This is a genomic window from Escherichia sp. MOD1-EC5189, assembly GCF_002966045.1.
In the GTDB taxonomy this organism is placed as follows: domain Bacteria; phylum Pseudomonadota; class Gammaproteobacteria; order Enterobacterales; family Enterobacteriaceae; genus Escherichia; species Escherichia coli_F.
Genome location: NZ_PTRX01000022.1, coordinates 18530 through 41191, shown reverse-complemented (window position 1 = coordinate 41191; position 22662 = coordinate 18530). Strand labels below are relative to the sequence as shown.

Annotated in this window: 21 protein-coding genes; 16 read left to right on the top strand and 5 right to left on the bottom strand. The window is 51.4% G+C overall.

Annotated features, from left to right (window positions below; genetic code table 11):
* Positions 1-34 precede the first annotated feature (34 nt).
* Positions 35-1192, top strand: a complete 1158-nt coding sequence (gene cdaR, locus ATB02_RS18120; RefSeq protein ID WP_097445074.1) for a DNA-binding transcriptional regulator CdaR — start codon at positions 35-37, stop codon at positions 1190-1192.
* A gap of 53 nt (positions 1193-1245) precedes the next feature.
* Here the strand turns inward: cdaR and ATB02_RS18115 are convergent, their stop codons facing one another.
* The 5 genes from ATB02_RS18115 to map all read right to left on the bottom strand — a co-directional run bounded on the left by ATB02_RS18115 (position 1246) and on the right by map (position 7043).
* Positions 1246-1632, bottom strand: a complete 387-nt coding sequence (locus tag ATB02_RS18115) for a DUF3461 family protein (RefSeq protein WP_000272188.1) — start codon at positions 1630-1632, stop codon at positions 1246-1248.
* Between the two features lie 161 nt (positions 1633-1793).
* Positions 1794-2606, bottom strand: a complete 813-nt coding sequence (gene yaeI, locus ATB02_RS18110; RefSeq protein WP_105272019.1) for a phosphodiesterase YaeI — start codon at positions 2604-2606, stop codon at positions 1794-1796.
* A 53-nt stretch (positions 2607-2659) separates the two neighbouring features.
* The gene (gene dapD / locus ATB02_RS18105) at positions 2660-3484 is read right to left on the bottom strand and encodes a 2,3,4,5-tetrahydropyridine-2,6-dicarboxylate N-succinyltransferase (protein WP_001186656.1); all 825 of its coding nucleotides are present in this window, start codon (positions 3482-3484) and stop codon (positions 2660-2662) included.
* 30 nt (positions 3485-3514) lie between these two features.
* Positions 3515-6187: a bifunctional uridylyltransferase/uridylyl-removing protein GlnD gene (gene glnD, locus ATB02_RS18100; RefSeq protein ID WP_105272018.1), complete on the bottom strand. Its 2673-nt coding sequence runs from the start codon at positions 6185-6187 to the stop codon at positions 3515-3517.
* A 61-nt stretch (positions 6188-6248) separates the two neighbouring features.
* Positions 6249-7043, bottom strand: coding sequence for a type I methionyl aminopeptidase (map, locus tag ATB02_RS18095; protein WP_001018199.1), 795 nt, complete (start codon positions 7041-7043; stop codon positions 6249-6251).
* Between the two features lie 367 nt (positions 7044-7410).
* Here map and rpsB point away from each other — a divergent pair, with 367 nt between their 5' ends.
* The 15 genes from rpsB to rnhB all read left to right on the top strand — a co-directional run bounded on the left by rpsB (position 7411) and on the right by rnhB (position 22626).
* Positions 7411-8136 carry a 30S ribosomal protein S2 gene (gene rpsB / locus ATB02_RS18085; RefSeq protein WP_000246882.1) on the top strand — a complete coding sequence of 242 codons (726 nt, stop codon included), beginning with the start codon at positions 7411-7413 and terminating at the stop codon, positions 8134-8136.
* Positions 8137-8393: 257 nt separating this feature from the next.
* The gene (tsf, locus tag ATB02_RS18075) at positions 8394-9245 is read left to right on the top strand and encodes a translation elongation factor Ts (protein WP_000818114.1); all 852 of its coding nucleotides are present in this window, start codon (positions 8394-8396) and stop codon (positions 9243-9245) included.
* Positions 9246-9391: 146 nt separating this feature from the next.
* Entirely contained in the window at positions 9392-10117 is a 726-nt protein-coding gene (gene pyrH, locus ATB02_RS18070; RefSeq protein ID WP_000224573.1) for a UMP kinase, read from the top strand.
* A gap of 291 nt (positions 10118-10408) precedes the next feature.
* Entirely contained in the window at positions 10409-10966 is a 558-nt protein-coding gene (frr, locus tag ATB02_RS18065; RefSeq protein WP_000622418.1) for a ribosome recycling factor, read from the top strand.
* 91 nt (positions 10967-11057) lie between these two features.
* On the top strand, positions 11058-12254 hold the full coding sequence (gene ispC / locus ATB02_RS18060; protein WP_032183242.1) for a 1-deoxy-D-xylulose-5-phosphate reductoisomerase: 1197 nt from the start codon (positions 11058-11060) through the stop codon (positions 12252-12254).
* 188 nt (positions 12255-12442) lie between these two features.
* Positions 12443-13201, top strand: coding sequence for a (2E,6E)-farnesyl-diphosphate-specific ditrans,polycis-undecaprenyl-diphosphate synthase (gene ispU, locus ATB02_RS18055; RefSeq protein ID WP_001295562.1), 759 nt, complete (start codon positions 12443-12445; stop codon positions 13199-13201).
* A 12-nt stretch (positions 13202-13213) separates the two neighbouring features.
* Entirely contained in the window at positions 13214-14071 is an 858-nt protein-coding gene (gene cdsA / locus ATB02_RS18050; protein WP_000922437.1) for a phosphatidate cytidylyltransferase, read from the top strand.
* A gap of 11 nt (positions 14072-14082) precedes the next feature.
* Positions 14083-15435: a sigma E protease regulator RseP gene (gene rseP, locus ATB02_RS18045; RefSeq protein WP_001295561.1), complete on the top strand. Its 1353-nt coding sequence runs from the start codon at positions 14083-14085 to the stop codon at positions 15433-15435.
* Between the two features lie 29 nt (positions 15436-15464).
* Positions 15465-17897 carry an outer membrane protein assembly factor BamA gene (bamA, locus tag ATB02_RS18040; RefSeq protein WP_001240896.1) on the top strand — a complete coding sequence of 811 codons (2433 nt, stop codon included), beginning with the start codon at positions 15465-15467 and terminating at the stop codon, positions 17895-17897.
* Positions 17898-18018: 121 nt separating this feature from the next.
* Positions 18019-18504 (top strand): molecular chaperone Skp, encoded by a 486-nt coding sequence (gene skp / locus ATB02_RS18035; protein ID WP_000758956.1) that lies wholly within the window; start codon positions 18019-18021, stop codon positions 18502-18504.
* A gap of 3 nt (positions 18505-18507) precedes the next feature.
* Positions 18508-19533, top strand: coding sequence for a UDP-3-O-(3-hydroxymyristoyl)glucosamine N-acyltransferase (lpxD, locus tag ATB02_RS18030; protein WP_001139282.1), 1026 nt, complete (start codon positions 18508-18510; stop codon positions 19531-19533).
* Between the two features lie 104 nt (positions 19534-19637).
* Positions 19638-20093, top strand: a complete 456-nt coding sequence (gene fabZ / locus ATB02_RS18025; protein WP_000210739.1) for a 3-hydroxyacyl-ACP dehydratase FabZ — start codon at positions 19638-19640, stop codon at positions 20091-20093.
* 3 nt (positions 20094-20096) lie between these two features.
* Positions 20097-20885: an acyl-ACP--UDP-N-acetylglucosamine O-acyltransferase gene (lpxA, locus tag ATB02_RS18020; RefSeq protein WP_000565958.1), complete on the top strand. Its 789-nt coding sequence runs from the start codon at positions 20097-20099 to the stop codon at positions 20883-20885.
* Positions 20885-22033 carry a lipid-A-disaccharide synthase gene (gene lpxB / locus ATB02_RS18015; protein WP_032183243.1) on the top strand — a complete coding sequence of 383 codons (1149 nt, stop codon included), beginning with the start codon at positions 20885-20887 and terminating at the stop codon, positions 22031-22033. Before lpxA ends, lpxB begins: the two co-directional genes overlap by 1 nt.
* On the top strand, positions 22030-22626 hold the full coding sequence (gene rnhB / locus ATB02_RS18010; protein WP_000569424.1) for a ribonuclease HII: 597 nt from the start codon (positions 22030-22032) through the stop codon (positions 22624-22626). Before lpxB ends, rnhB begins: the two co-directional genes overlap by 4 nt.
* Positions 22627-22662: the final 36 nt, after the last annotated feature.

The following is a 22662-nucleotide window of genomic DNA, read 5'->3' as shown; positions in this document are numbered from 1 at the left end:
TTCCTTATGCTAAGCCGTGCATAACGGAGGACTTATGGCTGGCTGGCATCTTGATACCAAAATGGCGCAGGATATCGTGGCGCGCACCATGCGCATCATTGATACCAATATTAACGTAATGGATGCCCGCGGGCGTATTATCGGCAGCGGCGATCGTGAGCGTATTGGTGAATTGCACGAAGGTGCATTGCTGGTACTTTCACAGGGACGAGTCGTCGATATCGATGACGCGGTGGCACGTCATCTGCACGGTGTGCGGCAGGGGATTAATCTACCATTACGGCTGGAAGGTGAAATTGTCGGCGTAATCGGCCTGACTGGTGAACCAGAGAATCTGCGTAAATATGGCGAACTGGTCTGCATGACGGCTGAAATGATGCTGGAACAGTCGCGGTTGATGCATCTGTTGGCGCAGGATAGCCGTTTGCGGGAAGAGTTGGTGATGAACCTGATTCAGGCGGAGGAGAATACTCCCGCACTCACTGAATGGGCGCAACGGTTGGGGATCGATCTCAATCAACCGCGAGTGGTGGCTATTGTTGAGGTCGATAGCGGTCAACTTGGCGTGGATAGCGCAATGGCGGAGTTACAGCAACTGCAAAACGCGCTGACTACGCCCGAGCGTAATAATCTGGTGGCGATTGTCTCGCTGACCGAAATGGTGGTGTTGAAACCGGCGTTGAACTCTTTTGGGCGCTGGGATGCAGAAGATCATCGTAAGCGAGTTGAACAACTGATTACCCGCATGAAAGAGTACGGCCAGCTGCGTTTTCGCGTTTCGCTGGGCAACTATTTTACCGGTCCTGGCAGTATTGCCCGATCCTATCGTACGGCGAAAACGACGATGGTGGTGGGTAAACAGCGGATGCCCGAAAGTCGCTGCTATTTTTATCAGGATTTGATGTTGCCTGTGTTGCTCGACAGTTTGCGTGGCGACTGGCAGGCCAACGAACTGGCGCGACCGCTGGCGCGGCTGAAAGCGATGGACAATAACGGCTTGCTGCGGCGAACGCTGGCGGCGTGGTTTCACCACAATGTGCAACCGCTGGCAACGTCAAAGGCGTTGTTTATTCATCGTAATACTCTTGAGTATCGGCTTAATCGTATATCGGAACTGACCGGGCTTGATTTGGGCAATTTTGATGACAGGTTGCTGCTGTATGTGGCGTTACAACTGGATGAAGAGCGGTAGGTCGATTACAAAATTACAGCCGGGTGAGACTTTACCCGGCCCACAGAATGACATTATTTACGCGTCAGTTTTTCCAGATCGGCTTCAATCTCGCTGATCTTATTGGTTACTACTGACTCCAGGTGACGTAAGTCGTCGAGGATCTTACGCTTAAGATCAACTTCGCTGCGGTCACGCTGGCAGATTTGATCAAGCTCATCAATGATATACCGTAGATTCGGGCTGATTTCCTGGACTTCTTTATAACCCTGACCCACACCATCAGCGACGACCGTTTTACGCTGACGCGGATATTTAAACTTCACGCTCTTGGCGAAAAACTCGCCTTTGTCTTTCTGGAAATAGATTTTCAGAATATCGTTGTTGGCTTCCTGCCGGAGGCTGTAACGATCAATTTCTTCAGGATTGGTAATACCCAGACTTTTCAGATTGTCGTACATAGCGTTACCTCAAAATGAGTCAGTAAATTGTGCTTATTTTAGCATTTGGCCTGGCCCGCCCGGCTCGACTGTGATCGCAGAAAGCCTTTTTCTTCCAGACTTCTATCATGGCGTAAAAATCAAAAAATTACCTGCTTTATTCTGGCGATAAAATTCACGTTCTACACCAGTTCCAGCATCGTTACTTCCGGGCGGCAGTTCAGACGCAAACCATACAAACTGCCCACGCCACGGGTTGTGTAGATGTGTCGTTCGCCAAAGGCATTTAATCCGGCGACGTAACGTTTATCTTCGACAGGGGCAAAAGGTTGACCAACCAACGGTACGCGCAGTTGCCCGCCATGAGTATGGCCGCACAGCATCAGATCCCAGGGTTCATCACGTATGACTTCTTTGCTGTCGGGATTATGTGCCAGCACCAGACGAGGCAGGTTTGCTTCGCTGGCGGGAGGTGGTTTGCATTGTCCGGCCCATAAATCACCAGTGCCAACCAGTTCGAATTGCCTGTTCGGCGTGGCGATCACCGTAGCCTGGTTAAACAACACCGTGATGCCCACTGATTTTAACGTCTCGCCAATTAAGTGATTTTTTTCTGTACCAACAGGGCGATCGTGGTTGCCGAAGCAGGCAAACGTCGGCGCACATTCGGCAAGGGGGGAGAGTACGTTACTAAACGCCGAAAAATTCAGCGGCATATCAAATAATACGTAATCGCCGCCCAGTAATATCAAATCGGGCTTTTGTTCTATGCCAAGAGCAATCGCGTCAGAAATCAGGCTTAAAGGAACAAAACGAGAGTAATGGAGATCGGCCAGAAAAAGAATTTTGAATGGTGCTGCGTTGTCTTTAAAAAAGGCGAGGCGGTGACGGATTAATTCAAACCAGCCTGGCTCCCAGTAATGCATATAACCGAAACCTGAGCCCGTGGCTATCGTCGCGGCAGTAGCCTGCAAAAATCGGCGGCGTGAAATCATCGTTCATCCCTGCAAAAAAATCGGGCAGCGTCGTGCTGCCCGTGTACATACTTTTAGTCGATGGTGCGTAGCAGTTCGTTAATGCCGACTTTGCCGCGAGTTTTCGCGTCAACTTTCTTAACGATAACCGCACAGTAGAGGCTGTATTTGCCATCTTTCGACGGCAGATTACCTGACACAACCACCGAACCAGCCGGAACGCGACCGTAGTGGATTTCGCCGGTTTCACGGTCGTAAATACGGGTGCTCTGACCAATGTATACGCCCATAGAGATGACGGAACCTTCTTCGACAATCACCCCTTCAACCACTTCAGAGCGTGCGCCGATGAAGCAGTTATCTTCAATAATGGTCGGGTTAGCCTGCAGCGGCTCCAGCACGCCGCCGATACCCACGCCACCGGAAAGGTGGACGTTTTTACCAATCTGCGCACAGGAACCGACGGTCGCCCAGGTATCAACCATGGTGCCTTCATCAACATATGCGCCGATGTTGACGTAAGACGGCATCAGCACGGTGTTACGGGCAATGAACGCGCCCTGACGCACTGCCGCTGGTGGCACGACGCGGAAGCCTTCTTTCTGGAAACGTGCTTCATCGTAGTTAGCGAATTTCATCGGCACTTTGTCGAAGTAGCGGCTTTCTGCCCCTTCGATCACCTGATTATCATTAATACGGAAAGAGAGCAGCACCGCTTTTTTCAACCACTGATGCGTCACCCACTGACCGTCAATTTTTTCCGCAACACGCAGTGCGCCGGAATCCAGCAGGGCGATCACCTGATTTACCGCTTCGCGGGTAACGGTGTCTGCATTGGCTGGGGTGATCTCGGCACGGCGTTCAAAAGCGGTTTCAATAATGTTCTGTAACTGCTGCATTGTTAAACTCTTTTCATATCAGTAAACACATCACCCTTTATCGTTTGGATTGAGGGCCTCTGTCAACCGCTGATGCACTTCCTGCTGCAACTCGTTATTAAGCGCACGCCGGTCAGCGGTGGCAATTATGAATAAATCTTCTACTCGCTCGCCAATGGTTGTAATTCGGGCGCCATGAAGCGAAATTCCCAGATCGGCAAAAATTTTCCCGACTCTTGCCAGCAGTCCAGGTTGGTCGAGAGCGATCAGTTCGAGGAACGATTTGCGGTCGGTATGGGTCGGCAAAAACGTCACTTCGGTTTCAACAGTAAAATGGCGCAATTTGGCAGGCTGGCGACGCGGCTGCGGTGGCTGCCAGCTACTTTGTGTCAGTACTTGCTCCAGACCAAACCGAATAACCTCATGACGATCGGCGGACAGCGGGCTGCCATCGGGTTCCAGCACTATAAAGGTATCCATCGCCATACCGTCACGAGTGGTGAAAATTTGTGCGTCGTGGACACTTAAATTGCGGCGGTCTAATTCGGCACAGACGGCGGCAAACAGATAGGGGCGGTCCGGGCTCCAGATAAAAATCTCGGTGCCTCCACGCGTAGCCTGCGGGCTAAGCAGTACCAGCGGTTTGCTTAAATCATGCTGTAATAAATGGCGTGCGTGCCAGGCCAGTTGATTTGGGCTATGACGGACAAAATAGTTAGCGCGACAGCGTGACCAAATTTGGTGCAGCGCCTCTTCGTCGATGTTATCCATGCGCAGTAGTGCCAGCGCCTGGAGTTGGTGATGGCGAACCCGTTCGCGCATATCCGGCGTGTTTTGCATTCCGCGTCGTAGCTGCTTTTCGGTGGCAAAATAGAGTTCGCGCAACAGACTTTGCTTCCAGCTATTCCACAGTGTTTCGTTGGTGGCGCAAATGTCAGCCACTGTCAGGCATACCAGATAGCGCAGACGATTTTCCGTTTGCACTTCTTCGGCAAACTGCTTGATGACTTCCGGGTCCTGAATATCGCGGCGCTGAGCTGTCACCGACATCAGCAAGTGCTGGCGAACCAGCCAGGCGACCAGCTGTGTTTCGCGTGAGTTCAGCCCGTGGAGTTCGGCAAAATGCACTACATCCTGAGCACCGAGAATGGAGTGGTCGCCGCCGCGTCCTTTGGCGATATCGTGAAACAGCGCGGCGATGAAAATCAGCTCAGTTGACGGCAGGCGCGGCCAGACGTCCACACACAACGGATGGCGCTGTCGCGTTTCTTCACTGGCAAAACTCTCCAGTTTCAACATCACGCGGATAGTATGTTCATCCACCGTGTAGGCGTGGAACAGGTCAAACTGCATCTGCCCGACGATATGCGACCATTGCGGCATATACGCGCCGAGCACGCTATGGCGATGCATTGGCAATAGTCCGCGTCGCACCGCTCCGGGGTGGCGTAGAATGCTCAAAAACAGTTTTCGCGCTTCCGGAATATTGCACAGTGGTTGTTGCAGATGGCGACGGGCGTGGCGCAACTGGCGCAGCGTGGTGGAGTAAATGCCAGTGATCGCACTGTTGCGCACCATGGTGTAGAACATACGCAAGATGGCTTCCGGCTGGCGCATAAACAGTGTTTCATCGCGCAGGTCGATTAGCGTACCGCGTAGCTGAAACTCATCGTCGATTGGACGTGGTTTTTCGTCGGCGGGCAGGGCGAGGATGGCTTCATCGAACAGTTGCAGCAGCATCTGGTTGAGTTCGCTGACGCGGCGTGTAACGCGGAAGTAATCCTTCATCATCTGCTCGACGGGTTCGTTACCTTCGCCACTGTAATTCAGACGCTGGGCGACGCTAAGTTGGCGATCAAACAGCAGGCGATTATCGTAACGGCTGACGACCAGATGCAGGGCAAAGCGAATACGCCACAATATATGCAGACATTCGTTTAATTCCGCCCGTTCCGCTGAGGTTAAGAAGCCAAATCCAACCATCTCATCCAGCGATGTTGCGCCAAAATGACGGCGGGCAACCCATTGCAGAGTGTGGATATCGCGCAAGCCGCCGGGGCTACTTTTGATGTCTGGTTCAAGGTTGTAGCTGGTGCCGTGGTAACGCTGATGGCGCTGGTTCTGTTCTTCAACTTTCGCCGCGTAGAACTTGTCGGAAGGCCAGAATCCTTCGCTAAAAATATGTTTTTGCAGTTCGAGGAACAGCGCAACATCGCCAATTAATAAGCGGGATTCGATTAAATTGGTGGCGACGGTTAAATCCGATAACCCTTCCAGCATGCACTCTTCAAGCGTGCGCACGCTATGACCCACTTCCAGCTTTACATCCCAGAGCAGCGTTAACAGCTCGCCCACTTTTTGCGCCTGATCGTCCGGGAGCTTTTTACGGCTTAAAATCAGTAAATCGATGTCAGAAAGTGGATGCAGCTCGCCACGACCGTAGCCACCGACGGCGACCAATGCCAGGTCGGCAATCTGGCTGAATCCCGCTTCAATCCATAACCGTTGCAGGAGCTGGTCGATAAACTCGGTACGCGCCTCAATCAACTGTTCTGCAGAGATCCCATTGTCAAAGGCATCACCCAGCCAACGCTGGAAAGTATCAATATGGGCTTTTATCCCACAAACGGTTAATTCATCACGGGGCCAGGCGCATGGATTTTGCGGTTGACCAGGCAGGGTGGGGAGAGCGGTGTTTGCGTACTGTTCTGGAAGGGTATTCATTGTGCGCCACCCATAAGATTAAATTATCGCATTAAAAAAGCCGGCATTCGCCGGCTTCATCTTATTCGTCGTGCGAGATTATCGCCGGGATGGTGTCATCCTTGCGTAACGTCAGAATTTCGCAGCCGTTATCAGTCACCACAATAGTATGCTCATATTGTGCAGACAAGCTGCGATCTTTGGTTTTTACCGTCCAGCCATCTTTCATGGTGCGGATCTCTTTTTTGCCCGCGTTGACCATTGGCTCGATGGTGAAGGTCATCCCCGGTTTCAGCACGACGTTGGTTTCACGGGAGTCATAGTGCAGCACCTGCGGTTCTTCGTGGAAGCCGCGACCAATACCGTGTCCGCAATATTCACGAACGACGGAGAAGCCTTCTGCTTCGACAAATTTCTGAATCGCCGCACCGATTTCGCGCAGATTAATGCCCGGTTTTACCATGCGCAGCGCCAGGTAAAGGCTCTCTTGCGTTACGCGGCACAGACGTTCGCCCATGATGGTTGGCTTACCGACGATAAACATTTTTGAGGTATCGCCGTGGAAACCATCTTTGATTACGGTGACATCAATGTTAACGATATCGCCATCTTTCAGCAGCTTGGCGTCGTCCGGGATACCGTGGCACACCACTTCATTAATAGAGATGCAAACGGATTTCGGATAGCCGTGATAGCCGAGGCAGGCAGAAACCGCGTGTTGTTCATTAACAATGTAATCATTACAGATGCGATCCAGCTCGCCGGTGCTGACGCCCGGTTTAACATACGGTTCGATCATCTCCAACACTTCGGCAGCCAGTCGGCCAGCGACGCGCATTTTTTCGATATCTTCAGGGGTCTTGATTGAGATAGCCATTAATTCTGTCCATCAGCGTCGGTGATACCGACAATATATATGTAAGTGTCGTCAATGGTATCACACCCGGGCAAATTGAGAATCATTCTGAATTTCGCCAAACGTGCCACTGAAGGTTTTCTATAATAGAAAATTCAACGTCTGATGCTGTACACAGCGCCAACAATTATTGGTGTCCACGACGTATTTGTGGTATAAAGCGCGCCGGACTTCCGATCCATTTCATATACACAGACTGGACGGAAGCGACAATCTCACTTTGTGTAACAACACACACGTATCGGCACATATTCCGGGGTGCCCTTTAGGGTCGGTAATATGGGATACGTGGAGGCATAACCCCAACTTTTATATAGAGGTTTTAATCATGGCAACTGTTTCCATGCGCGATATGCTCAAGGCTGGTGTTCACTTCGGTCACCAGACCCGTTACTGGAACCCGAAAATGAAGCCGTTCATCTTCGGTGCGCGTAACAAAGTTCACATCATCAACCTTGAGAAAACTGTACCGATGTTCAACGAAGCTCTGGCTGAACTGAACAAGATTGCTTCTCGCAAAGGTAAAATCCTTTTCGTTGGTACTAAACGCGCTGCAAGCGAAGCGGTGAAAGACGCTGCTCTGAGCTGCGACCAGTTCTTCGTGAACCATCGCTGGCTGGGCGGTATGCTGACTAACTGGAAAACCGTTCGTCAGTCCATCAAACGTCTGAAAGACCTGGAAACTCAGTCTCAGGACGGTACTTTCGACAAGCTGACCAAGAAAGAAGCGCTGATGCGCACTCGTGAGCTGGAGAAACTGGAAAACAGCCTGGGCGGTATCAAAGACATGGGCGGTCTGCCGGACGCTCTGTTTGTAATCGATGCTGACCACGAACACATTGCTATCAAAGAAGCAAACAACCTGGGTATTCCGGTATTTGCTATCGTTGATACCAACTCTGATCCGGACGGTGTTGACTTCGTTATCCCGGGTAACGACGACGCAATCCGTGCTGTGACCCTGTACCTGGGCGCTGTTGCTGCAACCGTACGTGAAGGCCGTTCTCAGGATCTGGCTTCCCAGGCGGAAGAAAGCTTCGTAGAAGCTGAGTAATAAGGCTTGATAACTCCCCCAAAATAGTTCGAGTTGCAGAAAGGCGGCAAGCTCGAGAATTCCCGGGAACTTACATCAGTAAGTGACCGGGATGAGCGAGCGAAGACAACGCATCTGCGGCGCGAAATATGAAGGGGGAGAGCCCTTATAGACCAGGTAGTACACGTTTGGTTAGGGGGCCTGCATATGGCCCCCTTTTTCACTTTTATATCTGTGCGGTTTAATGCCGGGCAGATCACATCTCCGAGGATTTTAGAATGGCTGAAATTACCGCATCCCTGGTAAAAGAGCTGCGTGAGCGTACTGGCGCAGGCATGATGGATTGCAAAAAAGCACTGACTGAAGCTAACGGCGACATCGAGCTGGCAATCGAAAACATGCGTAAGTCCGGTGCTATCAAAGCAGCGAAAAAAGCAGGCAACGTTGCTGCTGACGGCGTGATCAAAACCAAAATCGACGGCAACTACGGCATCATTCTGGAAGTTAACTGCCAGACTGACTTCGTTGCAAAAGACGCTGGTTTCCAGGCGTTCGCAGACAAAGTTCTGGACGCAGCTGTTGCTGGCAAAATCACTGACGTTGAAGTTCTGAAAGCACAGTTCGAAGAAGAACGTGTTGCGCTGGTAGCGAAAATCGGTGAAAACATCAACATTCGCCGCGTTGCTGCGCTGGAAGGCGACGTTCTGGGTTCTTATCAGCACGGTGCGCGTATCGGCGTTCTGGTTGCTGCTAAAGGCGCTGACGAAGAGCTGGTTAAACACATCGCTATGCACGTTGCTGCAAGCAAACCAGAATTCATCAAACCGGAAGACGTTTCCGCTGAAGTGGTAGAGAAAGAATACCAGGTTCAGCTGGATATCGCGATGCAGTCTGGTAAGCCGAAAGAAATCGCAGAGAAAATGGTTGAAGGCCGCATGAAGAAATTCACCGGCGAAGTTTCTCTGACCGGTCAGCCGTTCGTTATGGAACCAAGCAAAACTGTTGGTCAGCTGCTGAAAGAGCATAACGCTGAAGTGACTGGCTTCATCCGCTTCGAAGTAGGTGAAGGCATCGAGAAAGTTGAGACTGACTTTGCAGCAGAAGTTGCTGCGATGTCCAAGCAGTCTTAATTATCGAAAAGGAGCCGCCTGAGGGCGGCTTCTTTTTGCGCCCATCTTGTAAATTCAGCTAACCCTTATGGGGCTGCGCTGAAAAGCGACGTACAATGTCGCCGGTATTAATTCATTTCAATCGTTGACAGTCTCAGGAAAGAAACATGGCTACCAATGCAAAACCCGTCTATAAACGCATTCTGCTTAAGTTGAGTGGCGAAGCTCTGCAGGGCACGGAAGGCTTCGGTATTGATGCAAGCATACTGGATCGCATGGCTCAGGAAATCAAAGAACTGGTTGAACTGGGTATTCAGGTTGGTGTGGTGATTGGTGGGGGTAACCTGTTCCGTGGCGCTGGTCTGGCGAAAGCGGGTATGAACCGCGTTGTGGGCGACCACATGGGGATGCTGGCGACCGTAATGAACGGCCTGGCAATGCGTGATGCACTGCACCGCGCCTATGTGAACGCTCGTCTGATGTCCGCTATTCCATTGAATGGCGTGTGCGACAGCTACAGCTGGGCAGAAGCTATCAGCCTGTTGCGCAACAACCGTGTGGTGATCCTCTCCGCCGGTACAGGTAACCCGTTCTTTACCACCGACTCAGCAGCTTGCCTGCGTGGTATCGAAATTGAAGCTGATGTGGTGCTGAAAGCAACCAAAGTTGACGGCGTGTTTACCGCTGATCCGGCGAAAGATCCAACCGCAACCATGTACGAGCAACTGACTTACAGCGAAGTGCTGGAAAAAGAGCTGAAAGTCATGGACCTGGCGGCCTTCACGCTGGCTCGTGACCATAAATTACCGATTCGTGTTTTCAACATGAACAAACCGGGTGCGCTGCGCCGTGTGGTAATGGGTGAAAAAGAAGGGACTTTAATCACGGAATAATTCCCGTGATGGATAAATAAGGGTAAGATTCCGCACAAGTATCGCGGGGGCGTAAGTCTGGTTATAAGGCGTTATTGTTGCAGGCAGTTTGGTCACGGCCAGCGCGCAGCAACCGGAGCGTACAAAAGTACGTGAGGATGGCGAGCACTGCCCGTGGCCAAAATGGCAAATAAAATAGCCTAATAATCCAGACGATTACCCGTAATATGTTTAATCAGGGCTATACTTAGCACACTTCCACTGTGTGTGACTGTCTGGTCTGACTGAGACAAGTTTTCAAGGATTCGTAACGTGATTAGCGATATCAGAAAAGATGCTGAAGTACGCATGGACAAATGCGTAGAAGCGTTCAAAACCCAAATCAGCAAAATACGCACGGGTCGTGCTTCTCCCAGCCTGCTGGATGGCATTGTCGTGGAATATTACGGCACGCCGACGCCGCTGCGTCAGCTGGCAAGCGTAACGGTAGAAGATTCCCGTACTCTGAAAATCAACGTGTTTGATCGTTCAATGTCTCCGGCCGTTGAAAAAGCGATTATGGCGTCCGATCTTGGCCTGAACCCGAACTCTGCGGGTAGCGACATCCGTGTTCCGCTGCCACCGCTGACGGAAGAACGTCGTAAAGATCTGACCAAAATCGTTCGTGGTGAAGCAGAACAAGCGCGTGTTGCAGTACGTAACGTGCGTCGTGACGCGAACGACAAAGTGAAAGCACTGTTGAAAGATAAAGAGATCAGCGAAGACGACGATCGCCGTTCTCAGGACGATGTACAGAAACTGACTGATGCTGCAATCAAGAAAATTGAAGCGGCGCTGGCAGACAAAGAAGCAGAACTGATGCAGTTCTGATTTCTTGAACGACAAAAACGCCGCTCAGTAGATCCTTGTGGATCGGCTGGCGGCGTTTTGCTTTTTATTCTGTCTCAACTCTGGATGTTTCATGAAGCAACTCACCATTCTGGGCTCGACCGGCTCGATTGGTTGCAGCACGCTGGACGTGGTGCGCCATAATCCCGAACACTTCCGCGTAGTTGCGCTGGTGGCAGGCAAAAATGTCACTCGCATGGTAGAACAGTGCCTGGAATTCTCTCCCCGCTATGCTGTAATGGACGATGAAGCGAGTGCGAAACTTCTTAAAACGATGCTACAGCAACAGGGTAGCCGCACCGAAGTCTTAAGTGGGCAACAAGCCGCTTGCGATATGGCAGCGCTTGAGGATGTTGATCAGGTGATGGCAGCCATTGTTGGCGCAGCTGGCCTGTTACCTACGCTTGCTGCGATCCGCGCGGGTAAAACCATTTTGCTGGCCAATAAAGAATCACTGGTCACTTGCGGACGTCTGTTTATGGACGCCGTAAAGCAGAGCAAAGCGCAATTGTTACCAGTCGATAGCGAACATAACGCCATTTTTCAGAGTTTACCGCAACCTATCCAGCATAATCTGGGATACGCTGACCTTGAGCAAAATGGCGTGGTGTCCATTTTACTTACCGGGTCTGGTGGCCCTTTCCGTGAGACGCCATTGCGCGATTTGGCAACAATGACGCCGGATCAAGCCTGCCGTCATCCGAACTGGTCGATGGGGCGTAAAATTTCTGTCGATTCGGCTACCATGATGAATAAAGGTCTGGAATACATTGAAGCGCGTTGGCTGTTTAACGCCAGCGCCAGCCAGATGGAAGTGCTGATTCACCCGCAGTCAGTGATTCACTCAATGGTGCGCTATCAGGACGGCAGTGTTCTGGCGCAGTTGGGTGAACCGGATATGCGTACGCCAATTGCCCACACCATGGCCTGGCCGAATCGCGTGAACTCTGGTGTGAAGCCGCTCGATTTTTGCAAACTCAGTGCGTTGACATTTGCCGCACCGGATTATGATCGCTATCCATGCCTTAAACTGGCAATGGACGCGTTCGAACAAGGCCAGGCTGCGACGACTGCATTGAATGCCGCAAACGAAATCACCGTTGCAGCCTTTCTTGCGCAACAAATCCGCTTTACGGATATCGCCGCGTTGAATTTATCCGTACTGGAAAAAATGGATATGCGCGAACCACAATGCGTGGACGATGTGTTATCTGTTGATACGAACGCGCGTGAAGTCGCCAGAAAAGAGGTGACGCGTCTCGCAAGCTGAGGATAATCCGGCTACAGAGAGTCGTGCTATTTGTTAGCGTAGGGCTTCAGTGATATAGTCTGCGCCATCTGACCATAAGTAGTTGGCTTTATAAGGTCAGGTATGCCGTGGTTTTACACGGCTTTTTTTTGTATAGGCTTCAGTATTCCTGAGTACCGTAAACCCTGTCAGGGAATAAGAAACGCGTGATGTTGTCTGCTACTCAACCACTTAGCGAAAAATTGCCAGCGCATGGCTGTCGTCATGTTGCGATCATTATGGACGGCAATGGTCGCTGGGCAAAAAAGCAAGGGAAGATTCGTGCCTTTGGGCATAAAGCCGGGGCAAAATCCGTCCGCCGGGCTGTCTCTTTTGCGGCCAACAACGGTATTGAGGCGTTAACGCTGTATGCCTTTAGTAGTGAAAACTGGAACCGACCAGCGCAGGAAGTCAGTGCGTTAATGGAACTGTTTGTGTGGGCGCTTGATAGCGAAGTAAAGAGTCTGCACCGACATAACGTGCGTCTGCGTATTATTGGCGATACCAGTCGCTTTAACTCGCGTTTGCAAGAACGTATTCGTAAATCGGAAGCGCTAACAGCCGGAAATACCGGTCTAACGCTGAATATTGCGGCGAACTACGGTGGACGTTGGGATATAGTCCAGGGAGTCAGGCAACTGGCTGAAAAGGTGCAGCAAGGAAACCTGCAACCAGATCAGATAGATGAAGAGATGCTAAACCAGCATGTCTGTATGCATGAACTGGCCCCTGTAGATTTAGTAATTAGGACTGGGGGGGAGCATCGCATTAGTAACTTTTTGCTTTGGCAAATTGCCTATGCCGAACTTTACTTTACAGATGTTCTCTGGCCCGATTTCGATGAACAAGACTTTGAAGGGGCGTTAAATGCCTTTGCTAATCGAGAGCGTCGTTTCGGCGGCACCGAGCCCGGTGATGAAACAGCCTGATGGGGGTCGCTTTTGCTGAAGTATCGCCTGATATCTGCTTTTGTGTTAATACCCGTCGTCATCGCGGCGTTGTTTCTGTTGCCGCCGGTGGGGTTCGCCATTGTAACGCTGGTGGTCTGCATGCTGGCAGCGTGGGAATGGGGACAGCTTAGCGGTTTTACCACTCGCTCGCAGCGAGTATGGTTGGCGGTGTTATGTGGGTTATTGTTGGCGCTGATGCTTTTTCTGTTGCCGGAATATCACCGAAATATTCATCAACCGCTGGTTGAAATCTCACTTTGGGCTTCGCTGGGTTGGTGGATTGTCGCGCTATTGCTGGTGCTGTTTTACCCAGGTTCCGCAGCAATCTGGCGTAACTCTAAAACATTGCGCATTATTTTTGGCGTGCTAACCATTGTTCCCTTCTTCTGGGGCATGCTGGCGTTACGGGCCTGGCACTACGACGAGAATCATTACAGTGGCGCAATATGGCTGCTCTATGTCATGATCCTGGTATGGGGCGCTGACTCTGGCGCATATATGTTTGGCAAATTGTTTGGTAAACATAAGCTGGCACCGAAGGTTTCTCCGGGTAAAACCTGGCAAGGCTTTATCGGTGGACTCGCGACTGCAGCGGTAATCTCATGGGGTTATGGCATGTGGGCGAATCTCGACGTCGCTCCCGTCACCTTACTCATTTGCTCTATTGTCGCAGCGTTAGCCTCAGTGCTCGGCGATCTGACCGAGAGTATGTTTAAGCGTGAAGCAGGAATTAAGGACAGCGGTCATTTAATTCCAGGACACGGTGGTATTTTAGATCGTATTGATAGTCTGACGGCTGCGGTACCGGTCTTTGCTTGCTTGTTGTTACTGGTATTCAGGACGCTTTAACGGAAGGTAATATGCTGAGTTTTCTCTGGGATTTGGCTTCGTTCATCGTTGCACTGGGTGTACTTATCACCGTGCATGAATTTGGTCATTTCTGGGTTGCCCGGCGTTGTGGTGTTCGCGTTGAGCGTTTCTCAATAGGTTTTGGCAAGGCGCTCTGGCGCCGAACTGATAAGCTAGGCACCGAATATGTCATCGCCCTGATCCCGTTGGGCGGTTATGTCAAAATGCTGGATGAGCGCGCAGAACCGGTTGTTCCGGAACTCCGCCACCATGCCTTCAATAATAAATCTGTCGGCCAACGTGCGGCGATTATTGCCGCAGGTCCGGTTGCAAACTTCATTTTTGCTATCTTTGCCTACTGGCTGGTTTTTATTATTGGTGTGCCTGGCGTACGTCCGGTGGTTGGCGAAATAGCAGCCAATTCGATAGCTGCGGAAGCACAAATTGCACCAGGTACGGAACTAAAAGCCGTAGATGGTATCGAAACGCCTGATTGGGATGCCGTGCGTTTGCAGTTGGTCGATAAAATTGGCGATGAAAGCACCACCATTACGGTAGCGCCATTTGGCAGCGACCAACGACGGGATGTAAAGCTCGATTTACGTCACTGGGCGTTTGAGCCTGATAAAGAAGATCCGGTATCTTCGCTGGGGATTCGTCCTCGTGGCCCGCAAATTGAACCTGTACTGGAAAATGTGCAGCCAAACTCGGCCGCAAGCAAGGCAGGTTTGCAAGCAGGCGACAGGATCGTTAAAGTCGATGGTCAGCCCTTAACGCAGTGGGTGACCTTTGTGATGCTTGTCCGGGATAACCCGGGTAAATCCTTAGCGTTAGAAATCGAAAGACAGGGGAGTCCCTTGTCTTTGACATTAATCCCGGAGAGTAAACCGGGTAATGGTAAAGCGATTGGTTTTGTCGGTATTGAGCCGAAAGTCATTCCTTTGCCAGATGAGTATAAAGTTGTACGCCAGTATGGGCCGTTCAACGCTATCGTCGAAGCCACGGACAAAACGTGGCAGCTGATGAAGCTGACGGTCAGTATGCTGGGAAAATTGATCACCGGTGATGTGAAACTGAACAACCTCAGTGGGCCGATCTCTATCGCCAAGGGGGCTGGGATGACAGCGGAACTCGGGGTTGTTTATTACCTGCCGTTTCTTGCGCTTATTAGCGTGAACTTAGGGATAATTAACCTGTTTCCGTTGCCCGTACTTGACGGGGGGCATCTGCTGTTCCTTGCGATCGAAAAGATCAAGGGCGGACCGGTATCCGAGCGGGTTCAAGACTTTTGTTATCGCATTGGCTCGATTCTGCTGGTGCTGTTAATGGGGCTTGCACTTTTCAATGATTTCTCTCGGTTATGAGAGTTAGTTAGGAAGAACGCATAATAACGATGGCGATGAAAAAGTTGCTCATAGCGTCGCTGCTGTTTAGCAGCGCCACCGTATACGGTGCTGAAGGGTTCGTAGTGAAAGATATTCATTTCGAAGGCCTTCAGCGTGTCGCCGTTGGTGCGGCCCTCCTCAGTATGCCGGTGCGCACAGGCGACACGGTTAATGATGAAGATATCAGTAATACCATTCGCGCTCTGTTTGCTACCGGCAACTTTGAGGATGTTCGCGTCCTTCGTGATGGTGATACCCTTCTGGTTCAGGTAAAAGAACGTCCGACCATTGCCAGCATTACTTTCTCCGGTAACAAATCGGTGAAAGATGACATGCTGAAGCAAAACCTCGAGGCTTCTGGCGTGCGTGTGGGCGAATCCCTCGATCGCACCACCATTGCCGATATCGAGAAAGGTCTGGAAGACTTCTACTACAGCGTCGGTAAATATAGCGCCAGCGTTAAAGCTGTCGTGACCCCGCTGCCGCGCAACCGTGTTGACCTCAAGCTGGTGTTCCAGGAAGGTGTGTCAGCTGAAATCCAGCAAATTAACATTGTTGGTAACCATGCTTTCACCACCGACGAACTGATCTCTCATTTCCAACTGCGTGACGAAGTGCCGTGGTGGAACGTGGTAGGCGATCGTAAATACCAGAAACAGAAACTGGCGGGCGACCTTGAAACCCTGCGCAGTTACTATCTGGATCGCGGTTATGCCCGTTTCAACATCGACTCTACCCAGGTCAGTCTGACGCCAGATAAAAAAGGTATTTACGTCACGGTGAACATCACCGAAGGCGATCAGTACAAGCTTTCTGGCGTTGAAGTGAGCGGCAACCTTGCCGGGCACTCCGCTGAAATTGAGCAGCTGACTAAGATCGAGCCGGGCGAGCTGTATAACGGCACCAAAGTGACCAAAATGGAAGATGACATTAAAAAGCTTCTTGGTCGCTATGGTTATGCCTATCCGCGCGTACAGTCGATGCCTGAAATTAACGATGCCGACAAAACCGTTAAATTACGCGTGAACGTTGATGCGGGTAACCGTTTCTACGTGCGTAAGATCCGTTTTGAAGGTAACGATACCTCGAAAGATGCCGTCCTGCGTCGCGAAATGCGTCAGATGGAAGGTGCATGGCTGGGGAGCGATCTGGTCGATCAGGGTAAGGAGCGTCTGAATCGTCTGGGCTTCTTTGAAACTGTCGATACCGATACCCAACGTGTTCCGGGTAGCCCGGACCAGGTTGATGTAGTCTACAAGGTGAAAGAACGTAACACCGGTAGCTTCAACTTCGGGATTGGTTACGGTACTGAAAGTGGCGTGAGCTTCCAGGCTGGTGTGCAACAGGATAACTGGTTAGGTACGGGTTATGCTGTTGGTATCAACGGGACCAAAAACGATTACCAGACCTATGCTGAACTGTCGGTAACCAACCCGTACTTCACCGTAGATGGCGTAAGCCTCGGTGGTCGTCTCTTCTATAATGACTTCCAGGCAGATGACGCCGACCTGTCCGACTATACCAACAAGAGTTATGGTACAGACGTGACGTTGGGCTTCCCGATCAACGAATATAACTCGCTGCGTGCAGGTCTGGGTTATGTACATAACTCCTTGTCCAACATGCAGCCTCAGGTTGCGATGTGGCGTTATCTGTACTCTATGGGTGAACATCCGAGTACCTCTGATCAGGATAACAGCTTCAAAACGGACGACTTCACGTTCAACTATGGTTGGACCTATAACAAGCTTGATCGTGGTTACTTCCCGACAGATGGTTCACGTGTCAACCTGACCGGTAAAGTGACCATTCCGGGATCGGATAACGAATACTACAAAGTGACGTTAGACACGGCGACTTATGTGCCGATCGATGACGATCACAAATGGGTTGTTCTGGGTCGTACCCGCTGGGGTTATGGTGATGGTTTAGGCGGCAAAGAGATGCCGTTCTACGAGAACTTCTATGCCGGTGGTTCCAGCACCGTGCGTGGCTTCCAGTCCAATACCATTGGTCCGAAAGCAGTTTACTTCCCGCATCAGGCTAGTAATTATGATCCGGACTATGATTACGAATGTGCGACTCAGGACGGCGCGAAAGACCTGTGTAAATCGGATGATGCTGTAGGCGGTAACGCTATGGCGGTTGCCAGCCTCGAGTTCATCACCCCGACGCCGTTCATTAGCGACAAGTATGCTAACTCGGTTCGTACTTCCTTCTTCTGGGATATGGGTACCGTTTGGGATACAAACTGGGATTCCAGCCAATATTCTGGATATCCGGACTATAGTGATCCAAGCAATATCCGTATGTCTGCGGGTATCGCATTACAATGGATGTCCCCATTGGGGCCGTTGGTGTTCTCCTACGCCCAGCCGTTCAAAAAGTACGATGGAGACAAGGCAGAACAGTTCCAGTTTAACATCGGTAAAACCTGGTAAGTGTTCTCCACAAAGGAATGTAGTGGTAGTGTAGCGATGACTTTAGGCGATCAATATAAGATCGCCGGGCCACGCAAAGAACTGCACCCTCCGGTGCAAATGGGATGGTAAGGAGTTTATTGTGAAAAAGTGGTTATTAGCTGCAGGTCTCGGTTTAGCACTGGCAACTTCTGCTCAGGCGGCTGACAAAATTGCAATCGTCAATATGGGCAGCCTGTTCCAGCAGGTAGCGCAGAAAACCGGTGTTTCTAACACGCTGGAAAATGAGTTCAAAGGCCGTGCCAGCGAACTGCAGCGTATGGAAACCGATCTGCAGGCTAAAATGAAAAAGCTGCAGTCCATGAAAGCGGGCAGCGATCGTACCAAACTGGAAAAAGACGTGATGGCTCAGCGCCAGACTTTTGCTCAGAAAGCGCAGGCTTTTGAGCAGGATCGCGCTCGTCGTTCCAACGAAGAACGCGGCAAACTGGTTACTCGTATCCAGACTGCTGTGAAATCCGTTGCCAACAGCCAGGATATCGATCTGGTTGTTGATGCAAACGCCGTTGCTTACAACAGCAGCGATGTAAAAGACATCACTGCTGACGTACTGAAACAGGTTAAATAAGTAATGCCTTCAATTCGACTGGCTGATTTAGCGCAGCAGTTGGATGCAGAACTACACGGTGATGGCGATATCGTCATCACCGGCGTTGCGTCCATGCAATCTGCACAAACAGGTCACATCACGTTCATGGTTAACCCAAAATACCGTGAGCATTTAGGCTTGTGCCAGGCGTCCGCGGTTGTCATGACCCAGGACGATCTTCCTTTCGCGAAAAGTGCCGCGCTGGTAGTGAAGAACCCCTACCTGACTTACGCGCGCATGGCGCAAATTTTAGATACCACGCCGCAGCCTGCGCAGAACATTGCACCCAGTGCAGTGATTGACGCGACGGCGAAGCTGGGTAACAACGTATCGATTGGCGCTAACGCGGTGATTGAGTCCGGCGTTGAACTGGGCGATAACGTGATTATCGGTGCCGGTTGCTTCGTAGGTAAAAACAGCAAAATAGGTGCAGGTTCGCGTCTCTGGGCGAACGTAACCATTTACCATGAGATCCAGATCGGTCAGAATTGCCTGATCCAGTCTGGAACAGTGGTAGGCGCAGACGGCTTTGGTTATGCCAACGATCGGGGTAACTGGGTGAAGATCCCGCAGATTGGTCGCGTAATTATTGGCGATCGCGTGGAGATCGGCGCATGTACTACCATCGATCGCGGCGCGCTGGATGACACTGTTATTGGCAATGGTGTGATCATTGATAACCAGTGCCAGATTGCACATAACGTCGTGATTGGCGACAATACGGCGGTTGCCGGTGGCGTCATTATGGCGGGAAGCCTGAAAATTGGTCGTTACTGCATGATCGGCGGAGCCAGCGTAATCAATGGGCATATGGAAATATGCGACAAAGTGACGGTTACGGGCATGGGTATGGTGATGCGTCCCATCACTGAACCAGGCGTCTATTCCTCAGGCATTCCGCTGCAACCCAACAAAGTCTGGCGCAAAACCGCTGCACTGGTGATGAACATTGATGACATGAGCAAGCGTTTAAAATCGCTTGAGCGCAAGGTTAATCAACAAGACTAACGTTCCATCTTTTGTTCGCCAAACTTTACGGCCTGTCTCATTCTTACGATTGCGGCAGGCCGTGTTATTATTGTCGTTTCTTATATTTTGACAGGAAGAGTATCTTGACTACTAACACTCATACTCTGCAGATTGAAGAGATTTTAGAACTTCTGCCGCACCGTTTCCCGTTCTTACTGGTGGATCGCGTGCTGGATTTTGAAGAAGGTCGTTTTCTGCGCGCAGTAAAAAATGTCTCTGTCAATGAGCCATTCTTCCAGGGCCATTTTCCTGGAAAACCGATTTTCCCGGGTGTGCTTATTCTGGAAGCAATGGCACAGGCAACAGGTATTCTGGCGTTTAAGAGCGTAGGAAAACTGGAACCGGGCGAGCTGTACTACTTCGCCGGTATTGACGAAGCGCGCTTCAAGCGCCCGGTCGTGCCAGGCGATCAAATGATCATGGAAGTCACTTTCGAAAAAACGCGCCGCGGCCTGACCCGTTTTAAAGGGGTTGCTCTGGTCGACGGTAAAGTAGTTTGCGAAGCAACGATGATGTGTGCTCGTAGCCGGGAGGCCTGATACGTGATTGATAAATCCGCCTTTGTGCATCCAACCGCCATTGTGGAAGAGGGCGCATCGATTGCCGCCAATGCTCACATTGGTCCTTTTTGTATCGTTGGACCCCATGTCGAAATTGGTGAGGGTACCGTACTGAAATCTCACGTTGTCGTGAATGGTCATACTAAAATTGGCCGCGACAATGAGATTTATCAGTTCGCCTCCATCGGCGAAGTCAACCAGGATCTTAAATATGCTGGCGAACCGACCCGTGTGGAAATCGGCGATCGTAACCGCATTCGCGAAAGCGTCACCATTCATCGTGGCACAGTCCAGGGCGGTGGATTGACGAAGGTGGGCAGCGACAACTTACTGATGATCAACGCGCACATTGCGCACGATTGTACGGTAGGTAACCGCTGCATCCTCGCCAACAACGCAACGCTGGCGGGTCATGTATCGGTAGACGACTTCGCGATCATCGGCGGCATGACCGCAGTCCATCAGTTCTGCATCATTGGTGCGCACGTGATGGTTGGCGGCTGTTCCGGTGTGGCGCAGGACGTCCCTCCTTATGTCATTGCGCAGGGTAACCACGCAACGCCGTTCGGTGTCAACATCGAAGGGCTGAAGCGCCGCGGATTCAGCCGTGAGGCGATTACCGCTATCCGCAATGCGTATAAGCTGATTTATCGCAGCGGTAAAACGCTCGATGAAGTGAAACCGGAAATTGCCGAACTGGCGGAAACATATCCGGAAGTAAAAGCCTTTACCGATTTCTTTGCACGCTCAACGCGCGGTCTGATTCGTTAATGACTGAACAGCGTCCATTAACGATTGCCCTGGTCGCCGGAGAAACCTCCGGCGATATCCTGGGGGCCGGTTTAATCCGTGCTCTGAAAGAACGTGTGCCCAACGCTCGCTTTGTTGGCGTTGCCGGGCCACGAATGCAGGCCGAAGGCTGCGAAGCCTGGTACGAAATGGAAGAGTTGGCGGTGATGGGCATTGTTGAAGTGCTCGGTCGTCTGCGTCGCTTACTGCATATTCGTGCCGATCTGACAAAGCGTTTTGGCGAACTGAAGCCAGATGTTTTTGTCGGCATTGATGCACCTGACTTCAATATTACCCTCGAGGGTAATCTTAAAAAGCAGGGTATCAAAACCATTCATTACGTCAGTCCGTCCGTCTGGGCGTGGCGACAGAAACGCGTTTTCAAAATAGGCAGAGCCACCGATCTGGTGCTCGCATTTCTGCCTTTCGAAAAAGCGTTTTATGACAAATACAACGTGCCGTGCCGTTTTATCGGTCACACCATGGCTGATGCCATGCCGTTAGATCCAGATAAAAACGCCGCGCGTGATGTGCTGGGGATCCCTCACGATGCTCACTGTCTTGCGTTGCTGCCGGGAAGCCGTGGTGCGGAAGTGGAGATGCTGAGTGCCGATTTCCTGAAAACGGCCCAGCTTTTGCGTCAGACATATCCCGATCTCGAGATCGTGGTGCCGCTGGTGAATGCCAAACGCCGCGAGCAGTTTGAGCGTATCAAAGCTGAAGTCGCACCGGACCTTGCTGTTCATCTGCTGGATGGAATGGGCCGTGAGGCGATGGTCGCCAGTGATGCGGCGCTACTGGCGTCGGGTACGGCAGCCCTGGAGTGCATGCTGGCGAAATGCCCGATGGTGGTGGGATATCGCATGAAGCCTTTTACCTTCTGGCTGGCGAAGAGGCTGGTGAAAACCGAGTATGTCTCGCTACCAAATTTGCTGGCGGGCAGAGAGTTAGTCAAAGAGTTATTGCAGGAAGAGTGTGAGCCGCAAAAACTGGCTGCGGCGCTGTTACCGCTGTTGGCGAATGGGAAAACCAGTCACGCGATGCACGATACCTTCCGTGAACTGCATCAGCAGATCCGCTGCAATGCCGATGAGCAGGCGGCACAAGCCGTTCTGGAGTTAGCACAATGATCGAATTTGTTTATCCACACACGCAGCTGGTTGCGGGTGTGGATGAAGTCGGACGCGGGCCGTTGGTTGGCGCGGTGGTTACCGCTGCTGTAATCCTTGACCCGGCGCGCCCGATTGCCGGGCTGAATGATTCCAAAAAGCTGAGCGAAAAACGCCGTCTGGCGCTCTGTGAAGAGATCAAAGAGAAAGCGTTAAGCTGGAGTCTGGGCCGCGCGGAACCCCACGAAATCGACGAACTGAACATTCTTCATGCGACCATGCTGGCGATGCAGCGCGCCGTCGCGGGGCTGCATATTGCGCCAGAATATGTGTTGATTGATGGTAACCGCTGCCCAAAATTACCGATGCCTTCGATGGCAGTGGTGAAAGGCGATAGCCGCGTACCGGAAATCAGTGCTGCGTCTATCCTGGCGAAAGTGACGCGCGACGCTGAAATGGCGGCGCTGGATATTGTTTTCCCGCAATATGGTTTTGCCCAGCACAAAGGGTATCCAACCGCTTTTCATCTGGAAAAACTGGCTGAATATGGCGCGACTGAACATCATCGTCGCAGCTTTGGGCCTGTCAAACGCGCACTGGGACTTGCGTCCTGATTCTTGTGTCGAGATTAAGTAAACCGGAATCTGAAG